Annotated in this window: 14 protein-coding genes; 5 read left to right on the forward strand and 9 right to left on the reverse strand. The window is 63.0% G+C overall.

Translation table 11 applies throughout. From position 1 onward, the window contains the following. Positions 1–13: 13 nt before the first annotated feature. The 5 genes from LB565_RS21625 to LB565_RS21645 all read right to left on the reverse strand — a co-directional run bounded on the left by LB565_RS21625 (position 14) and on the right by LB565_RS21645 (position 5457). Positions 14–418: a VOC family protein gene (locus LB565_RS21625; RefSeq protein ID WP_224587556.1), complete on the reverse strand. Its 405-nt coding sequence runs from the start codon at positions 416–418 to the stop codon at positions 14–16. A gap of 54 nt (positions 419–472) precedes the next feature. Next, positions 473–679: a type II toxin-antitoxin system HicB family antitoxin gene (locus tag LB565_RS21630; RefSeq protein WP_224587557.1), complete on the reverse strand. Its 207-nt coding sequence runs from the start codon at positions 677–679 to the stop codon at positions 473–475. A 74-nt stretch (positions 680–753) separates the two neighbouring features. After that, the gene (locus LB565_RS21635) at positions 754–1341 is read right to left on the reverse strand and encodes an ImmA/IrrE family metallo-endopeptidase (protein ID WP_224587559.1); all 588 of its coding nucleotides are present in this window, start codon (positions 1339–1341) and stop codon (positions 754–756) included. Between the two features lie 28 nt (positions 1342–1369). After that, positions 1370–1627: a helix-turn-helix domain-containing protein gene (locus tag LB565_RS21640; RefSeq protein WP_224587561.1), complete on the reverse strand. Its 258-nt coding sequence runs from the start codon at positions 1625–1627 to the stop codon at positions 1370–1372. A 53-nt stretch (positions 1628–1680) separates the two neighbouring features. Continuing rightward, complete coding sequence (locus tag LB565_RS21645; RefSeq protein ID WP_224587563.1) at positions 1681–5457, reverse strand: vitamin B12-dependent ribonucleotide reductase; 3777 nt, start codon at positions 5455–5457, stop codon at positions 1681–1683. 713 nt (positions 5458–6170) lie between these two features. On the opposite strand from LB565_RS21645, the gene gltX reads away from it, so the two are divergent. Then, positions 6171–7544, forward strand: coding sequence for a glutamate--tRNA ligase (gene gltX, locus LB565_RS21650; protein WP_224587565.1), 1374 nt, complete (start codon positions 6171–6173; stop codon positions 7542–7544). On the opposite strand, the gene LB565_RS21655 is transcribed toward gltX, so the two are convergent. The 3 genes from LB565_RS21655 to LB565_RS21665 form a co-directional block, all read right to left on the reverse strand. Beyond that, positions 7462–8688 (reverse strand): DUF2865 domain-containing protein, encoded by a 1227-nt coding sequence (locus LB565_RS21655; RefSeq protein ID WP_411970683.1) that lies wholly within the window; start codon positions 8686–8688, stop codon positions 7462–7464. The genes gltX and LB565_RS21655 overlap by 83 nt on opposite strands. Before the next feature lie 101 nt (positions 8689–8789). Continuing rightward, entirely contained in the window at positions 8790–11114 is a 2325-nt protein-coding gene (locus tag LB565_RS21660) for an NADP-dependent malic enzyme (protein WP_224587566.1), read from the reverse strand. A 160-nt stretch (positions 11115–11274) separates the two neighbouring features. After that, entirely contained in the window at positions 11275–12054 is a 780-nt protein-coding gene (locus tag LB565_RS21665; RefSeq protein WP_224587567.1) for an SDR family oxidoreductase, read from the reverse strand. Between the two features lie 121 nt (positions 12055–12175). Between LB565_RS21665 and LB565_RS21670 the strand changes: the two genes are divergently transcribed. Further along, positions 12176–13006: a UDP-2,3-diacylglucosamine diphosphatase gene (locus tag LB565_RS21670; RefSeq protein ID WP_224587568.1), complete on the forward strand. Its 831-nt coding sequence runs from the start codon at positions 12176–12178 to the stop codon at positions 13004–13006. 180 nt (positions 13007–13186) lie between these two features. Further along, positions 13187–14401 carry an MFS transporter gene (locus tag LB565_RS21675; protein ID WP_224587569.1) on the forward strand — a complete coding sequence of 405 codons (1215 nt, stop codon included), beginning with the start codon at positions 13187–13189 and terminating at the stop codon, positions 14399–14401. Here LB565_RS21675 and dgcA read toward each other — a convergent pair. Then, positions 14372–15355, reverse strand: coding sequence for an N-acetyl-D-Glu racemase DgcA (dgcA, locus tag LB565_RS21680; protein ID WP_224587570.1), 984 nt, complete (start codon positions 15353–15355; stop codon positions 14372–14374). The genes LB565_RS21675 and dgcA overlap by 30 nt on opposite strands. A gap of 77 nt (positions 15356–15432) precedes the next feature. On the opposite strand from dgcA, the gene LB565_RS21685 reads away from it, so the two are divergent. Together LB565_RS21685 and LB565_RS21690 are read left to right on the forward strand one after the other, a co-directional pair. Beyond that, positions 15433–16620, forward strand: coding sequence for an ABC transporter permease (locus LB565_RS21685; RefSeq protein WP_224587571.1), 1188 nt, complete (start codon positions 15433–15435; stop codon positions 16618–16620). A 1-nt stretch (position 16621) separates the two neighbouring features. After that, entirely contained in the window at positions 16622–17434 is an 813-nt protein-coding gene (locus LB565_RS21690; protein ID WP_224587572.1) for an ABC transporter ATP-binding protein, read from the forward strand. Position 17435: the final 1 nt, after the last annotated feature.

Genomic DNA, 17435 nt, shown 5'->3' on the forward strand with positions numbered 1-17435 from the left:
TCCTTGCTCCGCCCTAGAATGACGAAGCAGAAGGGGCGTCGCCACACAATGCCTCATTGATCATCGCCTCGATATTATAACTATCCGGATCGAGCACGAAGCATGCGTAGTAATGTTCCGCATAGTTCGGACGCGGCCCGGGCGCGCCATTGTCGGCGGCGCCGGCATCGAGCGCCGCGCGGTAGAATGCATCGACCTCAGCCTTGCTCTTTACCCGGAAGGCGACATGCAGATGGGTGAGCGGCGGCTTCTCGGCCGTGCGTTGGATCTCGAACAGGCAGCCATTGCCGACGTCGAAGGCCCAGAACACGCCCTCCTTGCCGAAGGCGAGGCGATAGCCTAACGGCGCAAAAGCCCGTTCGTAGAAGAGCTTGCTCTTGGCGAGGTCGCTCACTTCGATGGTGATGTGGTCGATCATGAATATTTCGAAACGATCGCGACCAAGCAGCTCGGCATCGGTGCCAGGAAGCAGCTACGCCTCTACATACTCCGCCAAGCTGACGCCTTTCGGCACATCCAGCCCGTCAGCACGCAGACCTTCGATGTGGAAGCGGATCGCATCACGGATTTCAGTTTCCACCTCAGCCACCGTAGCCCCGATGGCTATGCAGCCTAGCAGGTCAGGCACATATGCTGAAAAATTGCTTCCGGCTTTTTCGATCACCACGGCGTAGCGCATGCCATCTCTCCTTAACGCCGCATCAAGTGCCGTTCGACGTTCTCAGGTCGCTTGCAGGGAGGTTCAGAGCAGTTCTATTTCGACGCCTGATAATCTCGTATTTTCAGCATCTCGACTCTTTTGGATATTGTTGCCGCAGCAGCTGCAATATTTTGTGGGACGCCTGTCAAGTCGGCAAGGTTTTGAATGTCTTCCCTATTCTTAAATGCGACATAAGGAGGCACAAGGAAATGTCGAGCGAATATATCGGCCTGATCTTCAATGCTTGAAAGAGAATTACTTGCCAATATCTGCTTTTCGTATCCGAGCAGGTTGCGCTGCATTGAGCCTTCAATCTTCATATGCAGAAGAAAATGACCTAATTCATGGGCTAGAATACGACGGCAATCTCTGTCGCCTTCGCATGCTGCGTCGTAGATCGTTTCGCGGACAAAAATACGAGGTGGATCAATCGTGGTTTCGGCCGTGTTTTTCAGCTCGATATCGCGTCTTATTATCAAGCGAAAATCAGGAACAAAGTCTATGATCCGGAACTCAAGTATCTCAATAATATCTACATAAGTTTTGTCGGCGATGCCGAACGTGGCTCGAAATTGGTGCGCACGTTCGGCAATTTCCAGTTCATTCAGTGACTCTGGGTTGAACCGGTCCAAGGACTTCATTACGGGCTCCCGACCGCGTTTCGCTAAATCACAGGACGCGCTTAATTTGATCGTCCTGTTGCGGCTTCGGTCCGAGCATAGCTTCGAGAAACTCATGCGGCACGCCAAAAAGCTGCGCACAGCAATCAATTATATGATCTGATGGCCAAACTTCCCCGTTTTCCACGCTAGTCACATAGGAGCTGCGGACTCCTAACTTTTCCCCAAGTTGATGTTGCGACCAACGCTGGCCGCGCCGCTGGCGGTGAATAAAAGCACCGAATTTATGCAAGCCAGGCTCGCTCATTTCATGCTCCAGTGGATAGGTTGATTTTCAGGCGACTGAAGGCTCAAATTTCCTCAGCTGCACCCGCTGGTCGAGCCACACGTGTCGCACTTCTCGCAGGTGCCGTTCCGCACCATGGTGAAGTTGTGGCACTCGGAGCATTCGTTGCCGGTATAGCCCTGGAGCAGCGACTGCTGGCGCCTTGTCGCGGCGAGCTTCTTTGCCTCGGCGGCCTCGTTGGCGGCGGCGTCGGTGAATAAAGCCTCAGTGCCACCGGCGGCTTCGGCTTCTTCTTCCACCATATCCTCGGCCAGTTCCCTGGCGCGCTCCTCATAGTCGCGCTTGTAGGCGAGCGCCTCGTCGCTGGCGGGCTTCAGCGCCAGCACGTTGGAGCCGGCGAAGGCCGTCGGCGCCGCGCGGGCAGGGGCCGTGGTAGGGGCTGAGCCGCCAAAGCCCTTGGGCTCTGAGCCGATGCCGGACACCAGCTTCACCGGCGAGGCGCCGCGATAGAGGCCCTTGGAGAAGGGCGTCGCCTTGCCTTCGGTGATGCCGCGGCCGAGTGCCGTCTTGTCGAAGTCCGATTGGTCGACATGGGCGAGGTCGTGGCGGCCGAGATAGGAGACGGCGAGCTCGCGGAACACGTAGTCGAGGATCGACGTCGCGTTCTTGATCGCGTCGTTGCCCTGCACCATGCCGGCCGGCTCGAACTTGGTGAAGGTGAAGGCTTCGACATATTCGTCGAGCGGCACGCCATATTGCAGGCCGAGCGAGATCGCGATGGCGAAGTTGTTCATCATCGCGCGGAAGGCAGCACCCTCCTTGTGCATGTCGATGAAGATCTCGCCCAGGCGACCGTCGTCGAACTCGCCGGTCCTGAGATACACCTTGTGGCCACCGACGACGGCCTTCTGCGTGTAGCCCTTGCGGCGGTTCGGCAGTTTTTCGCGGTCGCGGTAGAGCCGCTCGATGACGCGCTCGACGATCTTTTCCGTCACCTGCACCGCGCGCTGCGCGGCAGGCGCGGCGATCAGCTGCTCGACCGCCTCGTCCTCATCCTCGTCGTCATCGGCGAGCAGCGAGGCGTTGAGCGGCTGCGACAGTTTCGAGCCGTCGCGATAAAGCGCGTTCGCCTTCAGCGCCAGCTTCCAGGACAGCATATAGGCGTTCTTGGCGTCCTCGACCGTCGCCTCATTCGGCATGTTGATGGTCTTGGAGATGGCGCCCGAGATGAAGGGCTGCGCCGCCGCCATCATCAGGATGTGGCTCTGGATCGAGAGCGAACGCTTGCCGATCTTGCCGCAGGGGCTGGCGCAATCGAACACCGGCAGGTGCTCGGCCTTGAGGAAGGGCGCGCCTTCGAGCGTCATGGCACCGCAGACATGAATGTTGGCGGCGTCGATGTCCTTTTTCGAGAAGCCCAGAGCCGGCAGCATCTCGAACGAGACGTCGCTAAGCTGCTCATCGGTGAAGCCGAACGTGTCCTTCACCCAGTCGGCGCCGAGCGTCCACTGGTTGAACACGAACTTGATGTCGAAGGCCGACTTCAGCGCCGCATTCAGCGCCGCGATCTTCTCGTCGGTGAAGCCCTTGGCTTTCAGCGTCGAGGGGTTGATGCCGGGCGCCTGATTGAGGTTGCCATGACCAACCGCATAGGCCTCGATCTCGGCGATCTGGCTTTCGGAATAGCCCAGCGTCCTGAGCGCCTCCGGCACGGCGCGGTTGATGATCTTGAAGTAGCCGCCGCCGGCGAGCTTCTTGAACTTCACCAGCGCGAAGTCGGGCTCGATGCCGGTGGTGTCGCAATCCATGACGAGGCCGATCGTGCCGGTCGGCGCAATCACCGTCGCCTGCGCGTTGCGGTAGCCATGCTCCTCGCCGAGCTCGATGGCGCGGTCCCAGGCGGCGCGGGCATGCTCGGCCAGCGCCTGCTGCTTGAGATCGGCAGCGACCAGCGGCACCGGATTGACGGCGAGCTTCTCGTAGCCGTCCTTGTCTCCGTAAGCGGCGCGGCGGTGATTGCGCATGACGCGCAGCATGTTCTGGGCGTTGCGGTCATAGTCCGGGAAGGCGCCGAGCTCGGCGGCCATTTCGGCCGAGGTCGAGTAGGCGACGCCGGTCATGATCGCCGTGAGCGCTGCACAGATCGCGCGACCTTCGTCGGAGTCATAAGGGATGCCCGAGGTCATCAAGAGGCCGCCGATATTGGCGTAGCCGAGGCCGAGCGTGCGGTATTCGTAGGAGAGCTTGGCGATTTCCTTGGACGGGAACTGCGCCATCATCACCGAGATTTCGAGCACGACGGTCCACAGGCGAACGGTGTGCTCATAAGCCGCGATGTCGATCGCGCCGTCTTGCCTGCGGTAGGGCAAGAGGTTGATCGAGGCGAGATTGCAGGCCGTGTCGTCGAGGAACATGTATTCCGAGCACGGGTTGGAGGCTCGGATCGCACCGGCGGAAGCGCAGGTGTGCCAATCGTTCATCGTCGTGTTGAAATGCAGGCCCGGATCGGCGGAAGCCCAGGCGGCGTAGCCGATCTTTTCCCACAGATCGCGCGCCTTCAGCGTCTTCAGCACCTTGCCGTCCTTGCGGGCGGTGAGCTGCCAGTCGCCATCGGCCTCCACGGCGCGCAGGAAATTGTCCTTCAGCGACACCGAATTGTTGGAGTTCTGGCCGGAGACGGTGAGATACGCATCCGAATCCCAGTCGGTGTCGTAGGTCTTGAACGACATCGAGGTGTAGCCCTGGCGGGCGAACTGGATGACGCGATAGATGTAGTTCTCCGGCACGGCGTCCTTCTTGGCTGCCTTGATCTCGCGCTTCAGCGCGGTGTTCAAAGCCGGGTCGAAGCAGTCGTCGCCATTGCCTTCGCAATTGACGCAGGCCTTCATGATCGCTTCGAGATGCTTCTTGACGATCTTCGAGCCGGTGACCAGCGAGGCGACCTTCTGCTCCTCATTGACCTTCCAGTCGATGAAGTCTTCGATATCCGGATGGTCGGCGTCGACGATGACCATTTTTGCCGCGCGGCGCGTCGTGCCGCCGGACTTGATGGCGCCCGCCGCGCGGTCGCCGATCTTGAGGAAGCTCATCAGGCCGGACGAGCGGCCGCCGCCGGACAGCTTCTCGCCCTCGCCGCGCAGCATGGAGAAGTTCGAGCCGGTGCCGGAACCGTATTTGAACAGGCGCGCCTCACGCACCCACAAATCCATGATGCCGCCCTCGTTGACGAGATCGTCCTGCACGCTCTGGATGAAGCAGGCATGCGGCTGCGGATGCTCGTAAGCCGACTTCGACTTGGTCAGCTTGCCGGTGAAGGGATCGACATAGAAGTGGCCTTGGCTCGGGCCGTCGATGCCGTAGGCCCAGTGCAGGCCGGTGTTGAACCATTGCGGCGAGTTCGGCGCGACGCGCTGGGTGGCGAGCATATAGGCAAGCTCGTCGCGGAAGGCGCGCGCGTCTTCCTCCGACTTGAAGTAGCCGCCCTTCCAGCCCCAATAGGTCCAGGTGCCGGAGAGGCGATCGAAGACCTGGCGGGCGTCGGTTTCCGAACCGTAGCGCTCGGCCTCGGGCAGCTTGGCGAGCTCGGCCTCGTCGGCGATCGAGCGCCACAGGAAGGAGGGGACGTCGTTCTCTTCGACCTTCTTCAGCCGCGCCGGCACGCCGGCCTTGCGGAAATATTTCTGCGCCAGGATGTCGGCCGCGACCTGGCTGAACTGCGCCGGCACATCGATGTTGTCGAGGCGGAACACCACCGAGCCGTCCGGATTCTTGATCTCCGACAAAGCCTTGCGGAATTCGATCTCCGCATAGGCTGATTGCTCTGGCTTGGTGAAGCGACGCTCGATGCGCATTGGTCCGGTCCCTTTGTATCTACATATAGCGCTTTTCTCCGGGAATCTCTGCCCCGCAAAACGAAAAGCGCAGTCCGCCGTTTGCCGGCATCGCAGGCGACGCCGGCACTCTCCTCGTCGCGGGCACCGCCATGCAGACAGCAAAACGCCTTGCCAGGCTTTTGCCCGGGCTGCAGGCAGAACCCCCGCGGGTCCCTCAACTGAAACTTTGGTCGATTCCCTCGGAAGAGGGAGGTTCACACTATCTAGGGTCCAGCCTGCCTGCAAACACTAAATATAGTGTTAACAGATCATTTTTTCCAGGCCGGCAATTCTCCCTTTCGCCCACCCAAGCCCTAACGATCCCAACGCTTCCGCCGGCCTCGTGAAGGGGCGGAATGTGGCCAAAAACGCACAAAATCCGGGAAAAAAGACCGGCCTCTAAACTCTCCGGTCACGCCCGCTACAGGAGCGCATGGCCCATAAAAAGCGACTCGTTCCGAGCCGTCAAGGATTCGTTTTTGTAGCTTTTGTGACCCCAACATCTTGTGTGTCACATATGTGGATAACGGGGACATAAGAGGCCCGGGTTTGCCGGCGCTTGACGAGCTTCGTCCGGCCGCCGCGAAGCGCGTCAGGCCAGCGGCTTTTCATTTTAGCTGGCTTGCACTATCTCTTGCGTTCGCGCGGGGGCGCGCCTTGTCAACACCAAAACCATCCGCTACGCCCCGCTCATGACAGTTACCGTACGTTTTGCCCCATCGCCGACCGGCCGCATCCATATCGGCAATGCGCGCACCGCGCTGTTCAACTGGCTTTTCGCCATGAACAATAAGGGCCGTTTCATCCAGCGCTTCGACGACACCGATATTGCCCGCTCGAAGCAGGAATATGCCGATTCCATTCTTTACGACCTGCATTGGCTGGGCATCTTTCCGGATGTCACCGAATATCAGTCGCGCCGCTTCGAGATCTATGACGCGGCGGTCGAGCGATTGAAGACGGCACGCGTGCTCTATGCCTGCTACGAGACGCCCGAAGAACTCGATCTGCGCCGCAAGGTGCGCCGCACGCGCGGCCTGCCGCCGGTCTATGGCCGCGAGGCGCTGACGCTGACGCCGGAGCAGGTGGCGGAATACCAGTCGGACGGACGCAAGCCGCACTGGCGTTTCCTGCTGCCCAATTTCACGAGCGATCCGTTGCAGCCGGAGCGCACCGAAGTGCATTGGAATGATCTGGTGCGCGGCGAGGAGACGGTCGACCTCGCCTCGCTGTCGGACCCCGTGCTGGTGCGCGAGGACGGCACCTATCTCTATACGCTGCCTTCCGTGGTGGACGACATCGAGATGGGCGTCAGCCATGTCATCCGCGGCGACGACCACGTCACCAACACCGGCGTGCAGATCGCCATCTTCAAGGCGCTCGGCGCCGAGCCGCCGGTCTTCGGCCACCACAATTTGCTCACCACCGTATCGGGCGAGGGGCTGTCGAAGCGCACCGGCGCGCTGTCGATCGAAAGCCTGCGCGAGGACGGCATCGAGCCGATGGCCGTCGCATCGCTAGCCGTGCTCGTCGGCACGTCGGAAAATGTCACCGCCGCGCACGACCTCAATGAGCTTGCCGGCCATTTCGATCCGGCGGCGACCTCCAAGTCCGCCTCGAAATTCGACCCGGACGAGCTCTTCGTGCTCAACCGCACGCTGATGCATCATATGCCGTTCGAGGAGGCGCGCGACCGGCTGATCGTGCTTGGCATTTCCGGCGACAAGGCCGAGCCGTTCTGGCTGGCGGTGCGTGGCAATCTCGACCGGCTGTCGGACGCGGTCGCCTGGTGGCGCATCCTCAACGAGGGTCCGCAAGAGCCGGCCGACTTTTCCGGCGAGGACCGCGATTTCCTCGATCAGGCGTTCGAACTGCTGCCGGAGGAGCCGTGGAACGGCACGGTCTGGAAGGACTGGACCGGCAAGATCAGGGAAGCGACCGGGCGCAAGGGCAAGCCGTTGTTCATGCCGCTACGGCTGGCGCTCACCGGGCGGACTTCGGGGCCGGAGCTTTCAGATCTATTGCCGCTGATGGGTCGGGAAGGAACGCTGGCCCGACGACCCTGACCTTGCGCTGATCCGGCGGCAACGCCGAGACCGGCGACACCGGCGCCTTGGTGGTCAGCCGCTTGATCGCGTCCAGGTCGAGCCCGCCTTCGGCATTGGCGAGCGTTTCGGGATCGGCACCCGGATCGGGCTTGACCGCCGGCATGGGAACGAAGGGCGCTGCCTGGCCGTTGGGCCTCGACTGTTCGGGATTGGGCGGGTTGCCGCCGATGATGATGAAATTGCCGGCCTGCGGGTTGCAGCCGCAACTCGGCGGGCGCGAGTAATTGGCCTGCTTATAGAGATAGGCGGTCGGCAGCTCGCTGTAGGGGTGCCCGGTGACCGAGGAGGTCATCGAACCCGAATCGTCGTCCATTCCGCGCGAATAGAAGACTTGCATCTCGGTGCCGGGGCAGCTCGATTCGCAATTCTTCTGGTCGCGTTCGAAATCGCCGACGGAAGCGGCATTGGACATCGGGAAGAAATAGCCGTCGCAGGTGCGCACGCACATGGTGTGGAACTCGCCGCCCAATTGCGGCAGGTCCATGCCGTCCGGCTGGTTGATGACACGGCGGAAGTTGCGCTCGCTGGGATCGTCGGACGGCACGTCGGCCGTGTCCGGAACGTCGGGAGCATCAGGCGTTTCGAGCTGCTCATCCCGGCGGCCGAAAAGCTGCTCGAACAGATTGCCGCCGCCATTGTCGCGGGAAGCCTCCCGAAGCGGCGCGCGGCGCGGCGCGATCTCGTCGTCGCGGCAGTTATTGGCATCGAGCGCCGCGAGGATGCGGCCGCGGTCGCGCCGGGTGCCGCCGCCCGCGGCCAGCCGCTCGCGCTTGGCCTGCAATGAGTCGAGGTTGGCGTTCATGCGCTCTATCGAGGCGTTGATCGCGGCGCATTGGCCGACATTGCGCGAAAACAGGGTGAAGCCGCAACCGGCGTCGCTTGCCCGGCCGCGGGCCTTGGCAAGCTGCTCGCGCTGCCTGGCGATCGCGTCGTCATATTTGCGGACGAGACCCGGCCCTCCGCCGCCACCGCGCGTCGCGGCGAGTTCGGCTTCGAGTTGCCGGCATATGCGAGAAGCCGCCTGGGATTGTGTGAGGGTGACAGCTGAACATGCAAGCGCTGCAAGCAGCGTCGCAAGATGCATCAGCGTCGACCCCTTCATCCGCCTGGAATCCCGATTGCCCGTGGCCGGAAAACTACCGCGTTCGTGGTTAACTGTTCCCTAGTTTGCAACCCGACACAATTGTGCTTGGGCGCGTAGCCTCAATTCACGGCGACCAGCGCCTGCGCCTTATGCGCGGCCTCGACAACGGCAAGCGCGGTCATGTTGACGACACCTCGCGAGGTGACCGACGGCGTCAATATGTGCGCGGGCTTGTCGGTGCCGAGCAGGATCGGTCCGACATGCAGCGCGTCCATCATGGCGCGCAGCGCCGTCAGCGTGATGTTGGCGGAATCGAGGTTCGGGAAAACCAGCAGATTGGCTTCGCCGTTCAGCCGCGAATGCGGGTAGACGCGTTGGCGCAGATGCTCCGAAAGAGCGGAGTCGGCATGCATCTCGCCATCGCACTGCAGATCAGGGGCGATGCGCGCCAGGATCGCCGCGGCCTGGCGCATCTTCAGCGCGCCGGGTGAATCGCGGGAGCCGAAATCCGAATGCGACAGAAGCGCTGCCTTCGGCTCGATGCCGAAGCGCTGGATTTCCTCGGCCGCGAGCACCGTCATTTCGGCGATTTCTTCCGCCGTGGGATCGACCGAGACATGCGTGTCGGTGAGGAAGATGATGCCGCGCTGCGAGATCAGCATCGACAATGTCGACAGGTCGCGGTCCTTGATGCCGGCGCGCGGCCCGATGATCAGCGTGACATTGCGCAGATGCCGCTCGAAGCGGCCCTCGAGGCCGCAAATCATGGCATCCGCATCGCCGCGCTTCAGCGCAAGCGCGGCGATCACCGTATTGTTGGTGCGCACCATGGTGCGGGCGGCTTCCGTCGTGATACCGCGGCGGCCGGCAAGCTCGATCAAAAGGTCGACATAGTGGCGATAGCGCGGATCGTCTTCCGGGTTGATCAGGCCGAAATCGACGCCGGGCCGGATGCGCAAGCCGTAACGCTTCAGGCGGACCTCCACGACATGCGGACGGCCGATCAGGATCGGCTCGGCAATGCCTTCCTCCAGCACCACCTGGGCGGCGCGCAGCACGCGCTCGTCCTCGCCGTCGGCATAGATGACGCGCTTGGCGCTGGAAGCCTTGGCGGAGGAGAACACCGGCTTCATCACCAGGCCGGAGCGGAAGACGAAGCGGTTGAGCTTGTCGATATAGGCGGCGAAGTCGGCGATCGGCCGCGTCGCGACGCCGGTTTCGCAGGCAGCCTTCGCTACTGCCGGCGCGATGCGCAGGATCAGGCGCGGATCGAAGGGCGAGGGGATCAGGAAATCGGGGCCGAACATCGGCGTCTCGCCGGAATAGGCGCGCGCCGCGACGTCGGAAGGCTCCTCACGGGCAAGGGCTGCGATCGCCCGCACGGCCGCCATCTTCATCTCCTCGTTGATGGCGCTGGCGCCGCAATCGAGCGCGCCGCGGAAGATGTAAGGAAAGCACAGCACGTTGTTGACTTGGTTGGGAAAATCCGAGCGGCCGGTGCAGATCATGGCGTCCGGCCGCGCGGCGCGCGCCACCTCCGGCATGATCTCGGGATTGGGGTTGGCCAAGGCCAGGATCAGCGGTTTCGGCGCCATGTGCTGCAAGAGCTCCGGCTTCAGCACGCCGGCGGCGGAGAGGCCGAGAAAGACGTCGGCACCGGGAATGACATCGGCCAGCGTGCGCGCCTCGGTGTCCTTCACATAAGGGTCCTTCCAGCGATCCATCTCCTCGACGCGGCCCTTATGGGCGACGCCGAAACGGTCGGTGACCCAGATGTTTTCCACCTTGGCACCGAGCGAGACCAGAAGGTTGAGGCAGGCGAGTGCTGCCGCACCCGCGCCGGAGGTGACGATCTTGATCTCGGAAATCGCCTTGCCGGCCAGTTCCAGCCCGTTGAGCACCGCTGCGGCGACGATGATCGCGGTGCCATGCTGGTCGTCGTGGAAGACCGGAATGCCCATGCGTGCCTTCAGCCGCTCCTCGACTTCGAAACATTCCGGCGCCTTGATGTCCTCCAGGTTGATGCCGCCGAAGGTTGGCTCGAGCGCGGCCACCGTCTCGACCATGCGCTCGATCTCCGGCGCGTCGATCTCGATGTCGAAGACGTCGATGCCGGCGAACTTCTTGAACAGCACCGCCTTGCCTTCCATCACCGGCTTGGAGGCGAGCGGGCCGATATTACCCAGTCCCAGAACGGCGGAACCGTTGGAGACGACGCCGACGAGATTGGCGCGGGCGGTGTAGTCGGCGGCGGTGGCGGGATCGTCACGGATTTCGAGGCAGGGCGCGGCCACGCCCGGCGAATAAGCAAGGGCCAGGTCGCGCTGGTTGCCGAGCGGCTTCGTCGCCTGGATCTCGAGTTTTCCCGGCGTCGGGTGCTTATGGAAGAAGAGGGCGGCCTCGTCGAGATCCGACCGGGCCGTTTTCTTGTTCTCGCCGTCCATTCGGCCCTCCCTCTGTTCCTGATTTGGAGCCTTTTAGCATGTGCCGGAGAGTTTTCGCGACGTCAAATAGCGGGCTCCGGCCCTCACAATGCCGGAGCGAAAATAATCAACCGATCCAGATGGTTGGGCTGCGAGCCTCAACCCTTCGGATTGGCGGTCGTCAGAACGCGCTGACGTAGAGGCCGCCGTCGACAGGGATGTTCTGGCCGGTGAGATAGCCAGCATGGACCGAGCACAGGAAGGCGCATATCTGGCCGAATTCCTCCGGCGTGCCGAGACGTTTTGCAGGCACGTCGGCGCTGATGCGGGCCTTGCGCGCCGCCGCGGCGGCCGGGTCTTCCGGTGTGCCGGCCTCATGCGGGCCGCGCAGCCGGTCGGTGTCGAGCTTGCCGGGCAGCAGGCTGTTGATGGTGACGTTGCGGTCGACAACCGTGCGCGCCACGCCGGCGAGGAAGGACGTCAGGCCGGCGCGGGCGCCGGACGACAGGTCGAGGCCGGGGATCGGCACATAGACCGACAGTGAGGTGATGTTGACGATGCGGCCGAAGCCGCGCTTGGCCATGCCGTCGATCACCGCCTGGATCAACTCGATCGGCGTGACCATGTTCTGGGTCACGCCCTCGAGGATCTTGGCGCGGTCGAGCTCGCGGAAATCGCGCAGCGGCGGGCCGCCATTGTTGTTGACTAGGATGTCCGGATCCGGGCAGGCGGCGAGGATCGCCTTTTGCACGTCCGGCTTTGAAACGTCGCCGGCGACCTCGACGACCTTGACGCCGAACTTTTCGCGAATCTCGGCGGCAGTCTTGGCCAGAAGCTCGGCGTTGCGGCCGTTGACGACGAGGTCGGCACCCGCTTCGGCCAGCGCCATGGCGCAACCTCTTCCAAGCCCCTTGCTCGAAGCGCAGACGATGGCCTTCTTGCCGCGAATGCCGAGATCCATGGTGATTTCTCCTGATGTGTTGGCGGCGCAAGCTAGCGCCTGGGCTGGACCAACCGCAACCGTCATACGGTTGTTGCATGAATCGGGGCATAGGCACGCGAAAGCAAAGGGTAAAATCGTGATGTCAAACCCAGAGCCCCGCACTTTCCGCGCACTGTTCATTTCCGACGTGCATCTCGGCTCGAAAGCGGCCAAGGCCGATTTCCTGATCGACTTCCTGCGCCATCACCATGCCGAAATCATTTATCTGGTCGGCGATATCGTCGACGGCTGGCGGCTGCGGCGCAGCTGGCATTGGCCGCAGAGTCACAACGACGTGGTGCAGAAGCTGCTGCGCAAGGCGCGCAAGGGCGCCTCGATCACCTATATCGCCGGCAATCACGACGAATTCGCGCGCCAGTTCCAGGGCGTGCATTTCGGCGGCATCGTCGTCGCCGACCGCGCCATCCACGAGACCGCCGACGGCCGGCGCCTGCTGGTCATCCATGGCGACCAGTTCGATACGGTGGTGCACAACCAGCGCTGGCTCGCTTATCTCGGCGACTATGCCTATGACACGGCGATGCTAATCAACCGGGCGGTGACCAAGCTGCGCCATCTGCTCGGCCTGCCTTACTGGTCGTTCTCGTCATGGGCCAAGGTCAAGGTGAAGAAGGCGGTGAACTTCATCGGCTCGTTCCAGACGGTGCTTTCCGAAGAAGCGCGGCGCTCGCATGTCGATGGCGTGATCTGCGGCCACATCCATCACGCCGCGATCGAAAGCTACGGCGACGTGCAGTACATCAACACCGGCGACTGGGTCGAAAGCTGCACGGCGGTGGTCGAGCATTTTGATGGCCGCATGGAGATCCTGACATGGGCGCATGTGCTGCCCGAGGCGTCGGCCGGCAATGAAGCGCTGGTGCCGATCGACATCATCGACCTGACGGGCAGGGCGGCTCAGGCGGCCTGACCTCCCGGTTAAGCTTGGCGCCTTAGTCGCGCTGATGTGTGCGGCGCTCGCTCCAGGCCCAGTTCGTCAACAGCTTTGCCGCCAATCGATTGATCCAGCCAGTTCCGCCGCGCTTTGCAGCATGTTACGGGGGCTAGACACGTTGCATGGAAGTCATATGCAACGAAATTGGATCGATTCATGTCGCTGCCGCCGCTATCGCCCAAACAGCTGGTCAAGCCTAGCCACTTCGAACTGCGCATGAGCCTGATCTTCGCGACCTTGTTCGTGTCGCAGGGCACGCATCTGCCTTATTTTCCGCTCTGGCTGCAGGCGAAAGGTTTTCATGCCGAGCAGATCGCCGTCATCCTGGCGGCGCCGATGTTCCTACGTGTGGTGACGACGCCGATGCTGACGGCGCTCGCCGACCGTGCGAAGGACCGCGCCAATGTCTACATCATACTGGTCGCGGCCTCGATGGTCGTCTCGGCCGGCTATTTCCTGCCGGCCACCTATACGATCGTGCTTGCCGTGTCGCTTTTGCTGACGATCGCCTGGACGCCGCATTCGCCGATGGCCGATTCGCTGGCGCTGTCGGGCGTGCGCCGCTTCGGCTCGAACTACACGGCGATGCGCAAATGGGGCTCGATCTCGTATCTCGGCGCCAATGTCGCGGGCGGCTTCATCCTGGCGGCCACGGGTCCGCAGGCGGTTCCGGTCATTATTTTCGTCGCGCTCGGCGCGGCTCTGGCCGCTGGGCTATGGGCGCCGCGCATGGGGCGACCTCGCAAGGCCTCGCCGCTGTCGGTTACCGAGATCCAGCATAAGGCGCCGAGCCTGTTCAACGCCTATTTCCTCTATTTCACGCTCGGCGTCGGCATCATCACCGCCAGCCACGCTTTCCTCTACGGCTTCGTGTCGATCTACTGGAAGTCGATCGGCATCGGCGATTCCGTCGTTGGCCTGCTGTGGGCCTGGGGCGTGGTCTCCGAAGTCTGCATGTTCCTGTTTTTCAACCGTATTTTTGCTTCCATCTCGGTGGTCCGGGTGATGGTTATCGCCGGTATCGGCTCGATCGTGCGCTGGATCGCCTTTCCGCTGGTCTGGCCGCTTGGTCTTGGCGTCGCCGGCTTCTTCGGCGTCCAGACGCTGCATTCGGTGTCGGTGGCAATGGTGTTGATCGGCCTGCAGAAAATGATCGGCGAGACGGTCTCCGAGGAGCGCACGGGTGCCGCGCAAGGCATCGCCTATTTCTTCAACGGCTTCTTCATGGCGGCGGTGACGCTCGCGTCCGGCCCGCTCTATGATCGCCTAGGCGTCGACGGTTTCTGGGCGATGATCCCGATTGCGATCGCCGGCATGGTGCTGATAGGCCTCGCTTCCCGCTCAGCCCCAAAGCACGCTGTCAGGGGGTGAAACGAGCGATCCCCGGTAGACGAGACCAGGCTCGCGATCGCGCGTAAGCAGCAGCGGGCCGTCGAGGTCGACGAAGTCGGCATCGTGCGCGAGCAGCACGGCCGGCGCCATGGCGAGCGAGGTGCCGACCATGCAGCCAACCATGATGCCGAAGCCGAGATCGCGCGCGCGGTCGCGCAATTTCAACGCCTCGGTCAGGCCGCCGGATTTGTCGAGCTTGATGTTGACGGCGTCGTAGAGACCGACCAGCGCATCAAGGTCCTTCGCCGCATGCACGCTTTCGTCCGCGCAGACCGGCACCGGATGCGCGATCCGGCGCAGGATCTCGTCTTGGCCCGCCGGCAGCGGCTGTTCGACGAGCGCGATGCCGTGTTGGGCGGCGAAGGCAAGGTTCGCCTCGACAGTCTCGTCGGTCCAGCCCTCATTGGCATCGAGGACGATGCGGCTTTCGGGAGCGGCCTCCGTTACGGCGCGAATCCTCGCCATGTCGTTGTCGCCGCCGATCTTGACCTTGAGCAGAGGCCGCATGGCATTGGCGCGCGCCTGCGCCGCCATGGCCTCCGGCTCGGCGAGCGACAGCGTGTAGGCGGTTTCCAGCGGCCTGGTCGGAAGGACGCCGATCGCCGCCGCCACGGGCGTGCCGGTCAGCTTGGCTTCCAGGTCCCAAAGGGCGCAGTCGATGGCGTTTCGCGCGGCGCCCGCGGGCATCGCTGCGAGCAGAGCGGTCCGATCGATGCCGGCGATGATCGGATCACGCATGGCTTCGATGGCCGCGCGCACCCCCTCCATGGTCTCGCCGTAGCGCTTGTAAGGCACGCACTCGCCGCGCCCGGAACGTCCCCCGTCGGTGATCGTTACGGTGACGACTTCGGCCTCGGTTTTGGATCCGCGTGAGATGGTGAAGGTGCCGGCGATCGGGAATCGCTCCATTTCGACCGAAATGACACGCGCCATAATTTTCTTCTCCGGCTGTGCGACACCGGTCTGCCGGCAAATCGACACGCCAGTCCCGTCAGGCTAAACAGGACGCCATGTTGACCATCCGCAAACGCGACGCAAGCGGCGAGGCCGCCAAGGAGGCCGAGCACCGGCCGCGCGTTGCCGTGGGCGAGGAAGAAGGCGTCCTGAGCTGCGCCTTTTCAGGCGTGTGGACGACGCGCACCGTCGCGGCGGTCGATGCCGACATGCGCAAGATCGAGCAGAGAAGCGGCGCGAAACAGCTGGTGCTCGACCTTTCCCACATCGAAAAGATGGACACGGCCGGCGCCTGGCTGATCGATCGGCTGGCGAGCGCCTTCGAGAAGAAAGGCACCGAGGTCCATTTGCAGGGTCAGAGCGAGATCGCCTCGATCCTGCTCGGCGCGGTCGGCGACGCGGTCCGCCGCGAGCCCGAATCGGGACCGGCCGGGCCGCCCAACATCATCCTGCGCGCGCTGGAGCTGGTCGGCCGGCGCGTCTATGAGATGGGCGACGATTTCCTGGCCTCGATGAACATCCTTGGCGCCACGATCCGCGGCGCGCAGATGAAGCTCGGGCGCGGTCACGCGGTCAATCCCGCCGCTATCTTCAACCAGATCGATCGCATGGGCGTCGGCGCCATACCGGTGGTGGTGCTGATGTCGGCCATCGTCGGCGCCATCGTCGCCCAGCAGGGCGCCTATCAGCTCAGCTATTTCGGCGCCAACATCTTCGTCGTCGACCTCGTCGGCGTGCTTATTCTGCGCGAACTCGGCGTGCTGATGACGGCGATTATGCTCGCCGGCCGTTCAGGCAGCGCCATCACCGCCGAGATCGGCTCGATGAAGATGCGCGAGGAGGTCGACGCGCTGAAGGTGATCGGCCTTAATCCGATCGGCGTGCTGGTCTTTCCGCGGCTCGTCGCGCTGGTGATCGGGCTGCCCTGTCTCACCATCATCGCCAATTTCGCAGCCCTTGCCGGCGGTATCGTCGCCGCCTGGCTCTACTCCGACATTCCGCCGGCCGCGTTCATCGACCGGCTGCGCGTCGCCATCGATCTCAGCACCATCTTTGCCGGCTTGATCAAGGCGCCGTTCATGGCCCTGATCATCGGCATCATCGCATCGGTCGAGGGCATGAAGGTCGGCGGCAGCGCCGAATCGCTCGGCCTGCACGTCACCGCTTCGGTGGTGAAGTCGATCTTCGTCGTCATCATCCTCGACGGGCTTTTCGCCATGTTCTACGCAGCGATCGGATTCTGAGATGGCGAATGGCAACGGCGCCACGGCAGCGGGGGAGGCGAACGACGACGAAATCGTGCTTTCGGTGCGCGACGTCACCGTCGCCATCGACGACAAGCTGATCCTCGACAAGCTTTCGCTCGACATCAAGCGCGGGGAAATCCTCGGCTTCGTCGGCGCCTCGGGCGCCGGCAAATCGGTGCTGTTGCGCACGATGTTGGGACTGATGCCGAAGCAATCGGGGACGATCTGCCTGTTCGGCGTCGACGTCGACAAGGCAAGCGACACCGACCGCTTGCGCATCGACATGCGGCTCGGCGTCCTTTTCCAGCATGGTGCGCTGTTTTCGGCGCTGACGGTGCTGGAAAACGTGCAGGTGCCGATGCGTGAATATCTCGACCTGCCGAAGGCGCTGATGGACGAACTCGCCATGCTCAAGATCGAGCTGGTCGGGTTGCCGGCCGATGCGGCGCAGAAATTTCCCTCCGAGCTGTCCGGCGGCATGATCAAGCGCGCGGCGCTGGCGCGCGCCTTGGCGCTCGATCCGGACATCGTCTTTCTCGACGAGCCGACATCGGGGCTCGACCCGATCAGCGCGGCCGAGTTCGACGAGCTGGTCGTCAAGCTCCGCGACACCATGGATCTGACAGTCTACATGGTCACGCACGACCTCGACACGCTGTTCACCGCTTGCGACCACGTGGCGGTGCTCGGCAAGAAGAGGGTGCTGGTCGAGGGCACGATCGACGACATGCTGAAGAGCGAGGAGCCGTGGGTGAAATCCTATTTCCGCGGAAAACGCGCCCGGCAACTTGATCTTGCGGCGCGCGCATAGC

The sequence above is a fragment of the Mesorhizobium sp. CA14 genome (assembly GCF_020165195.1).
In the GTDB taxonomy this organism is placed as follows: domain Bacteria; phylum Pseudomonadota; class Alphaproteobacteria; order Rhizobiales; family Rhizobiaceae; genus Mesorhizobium.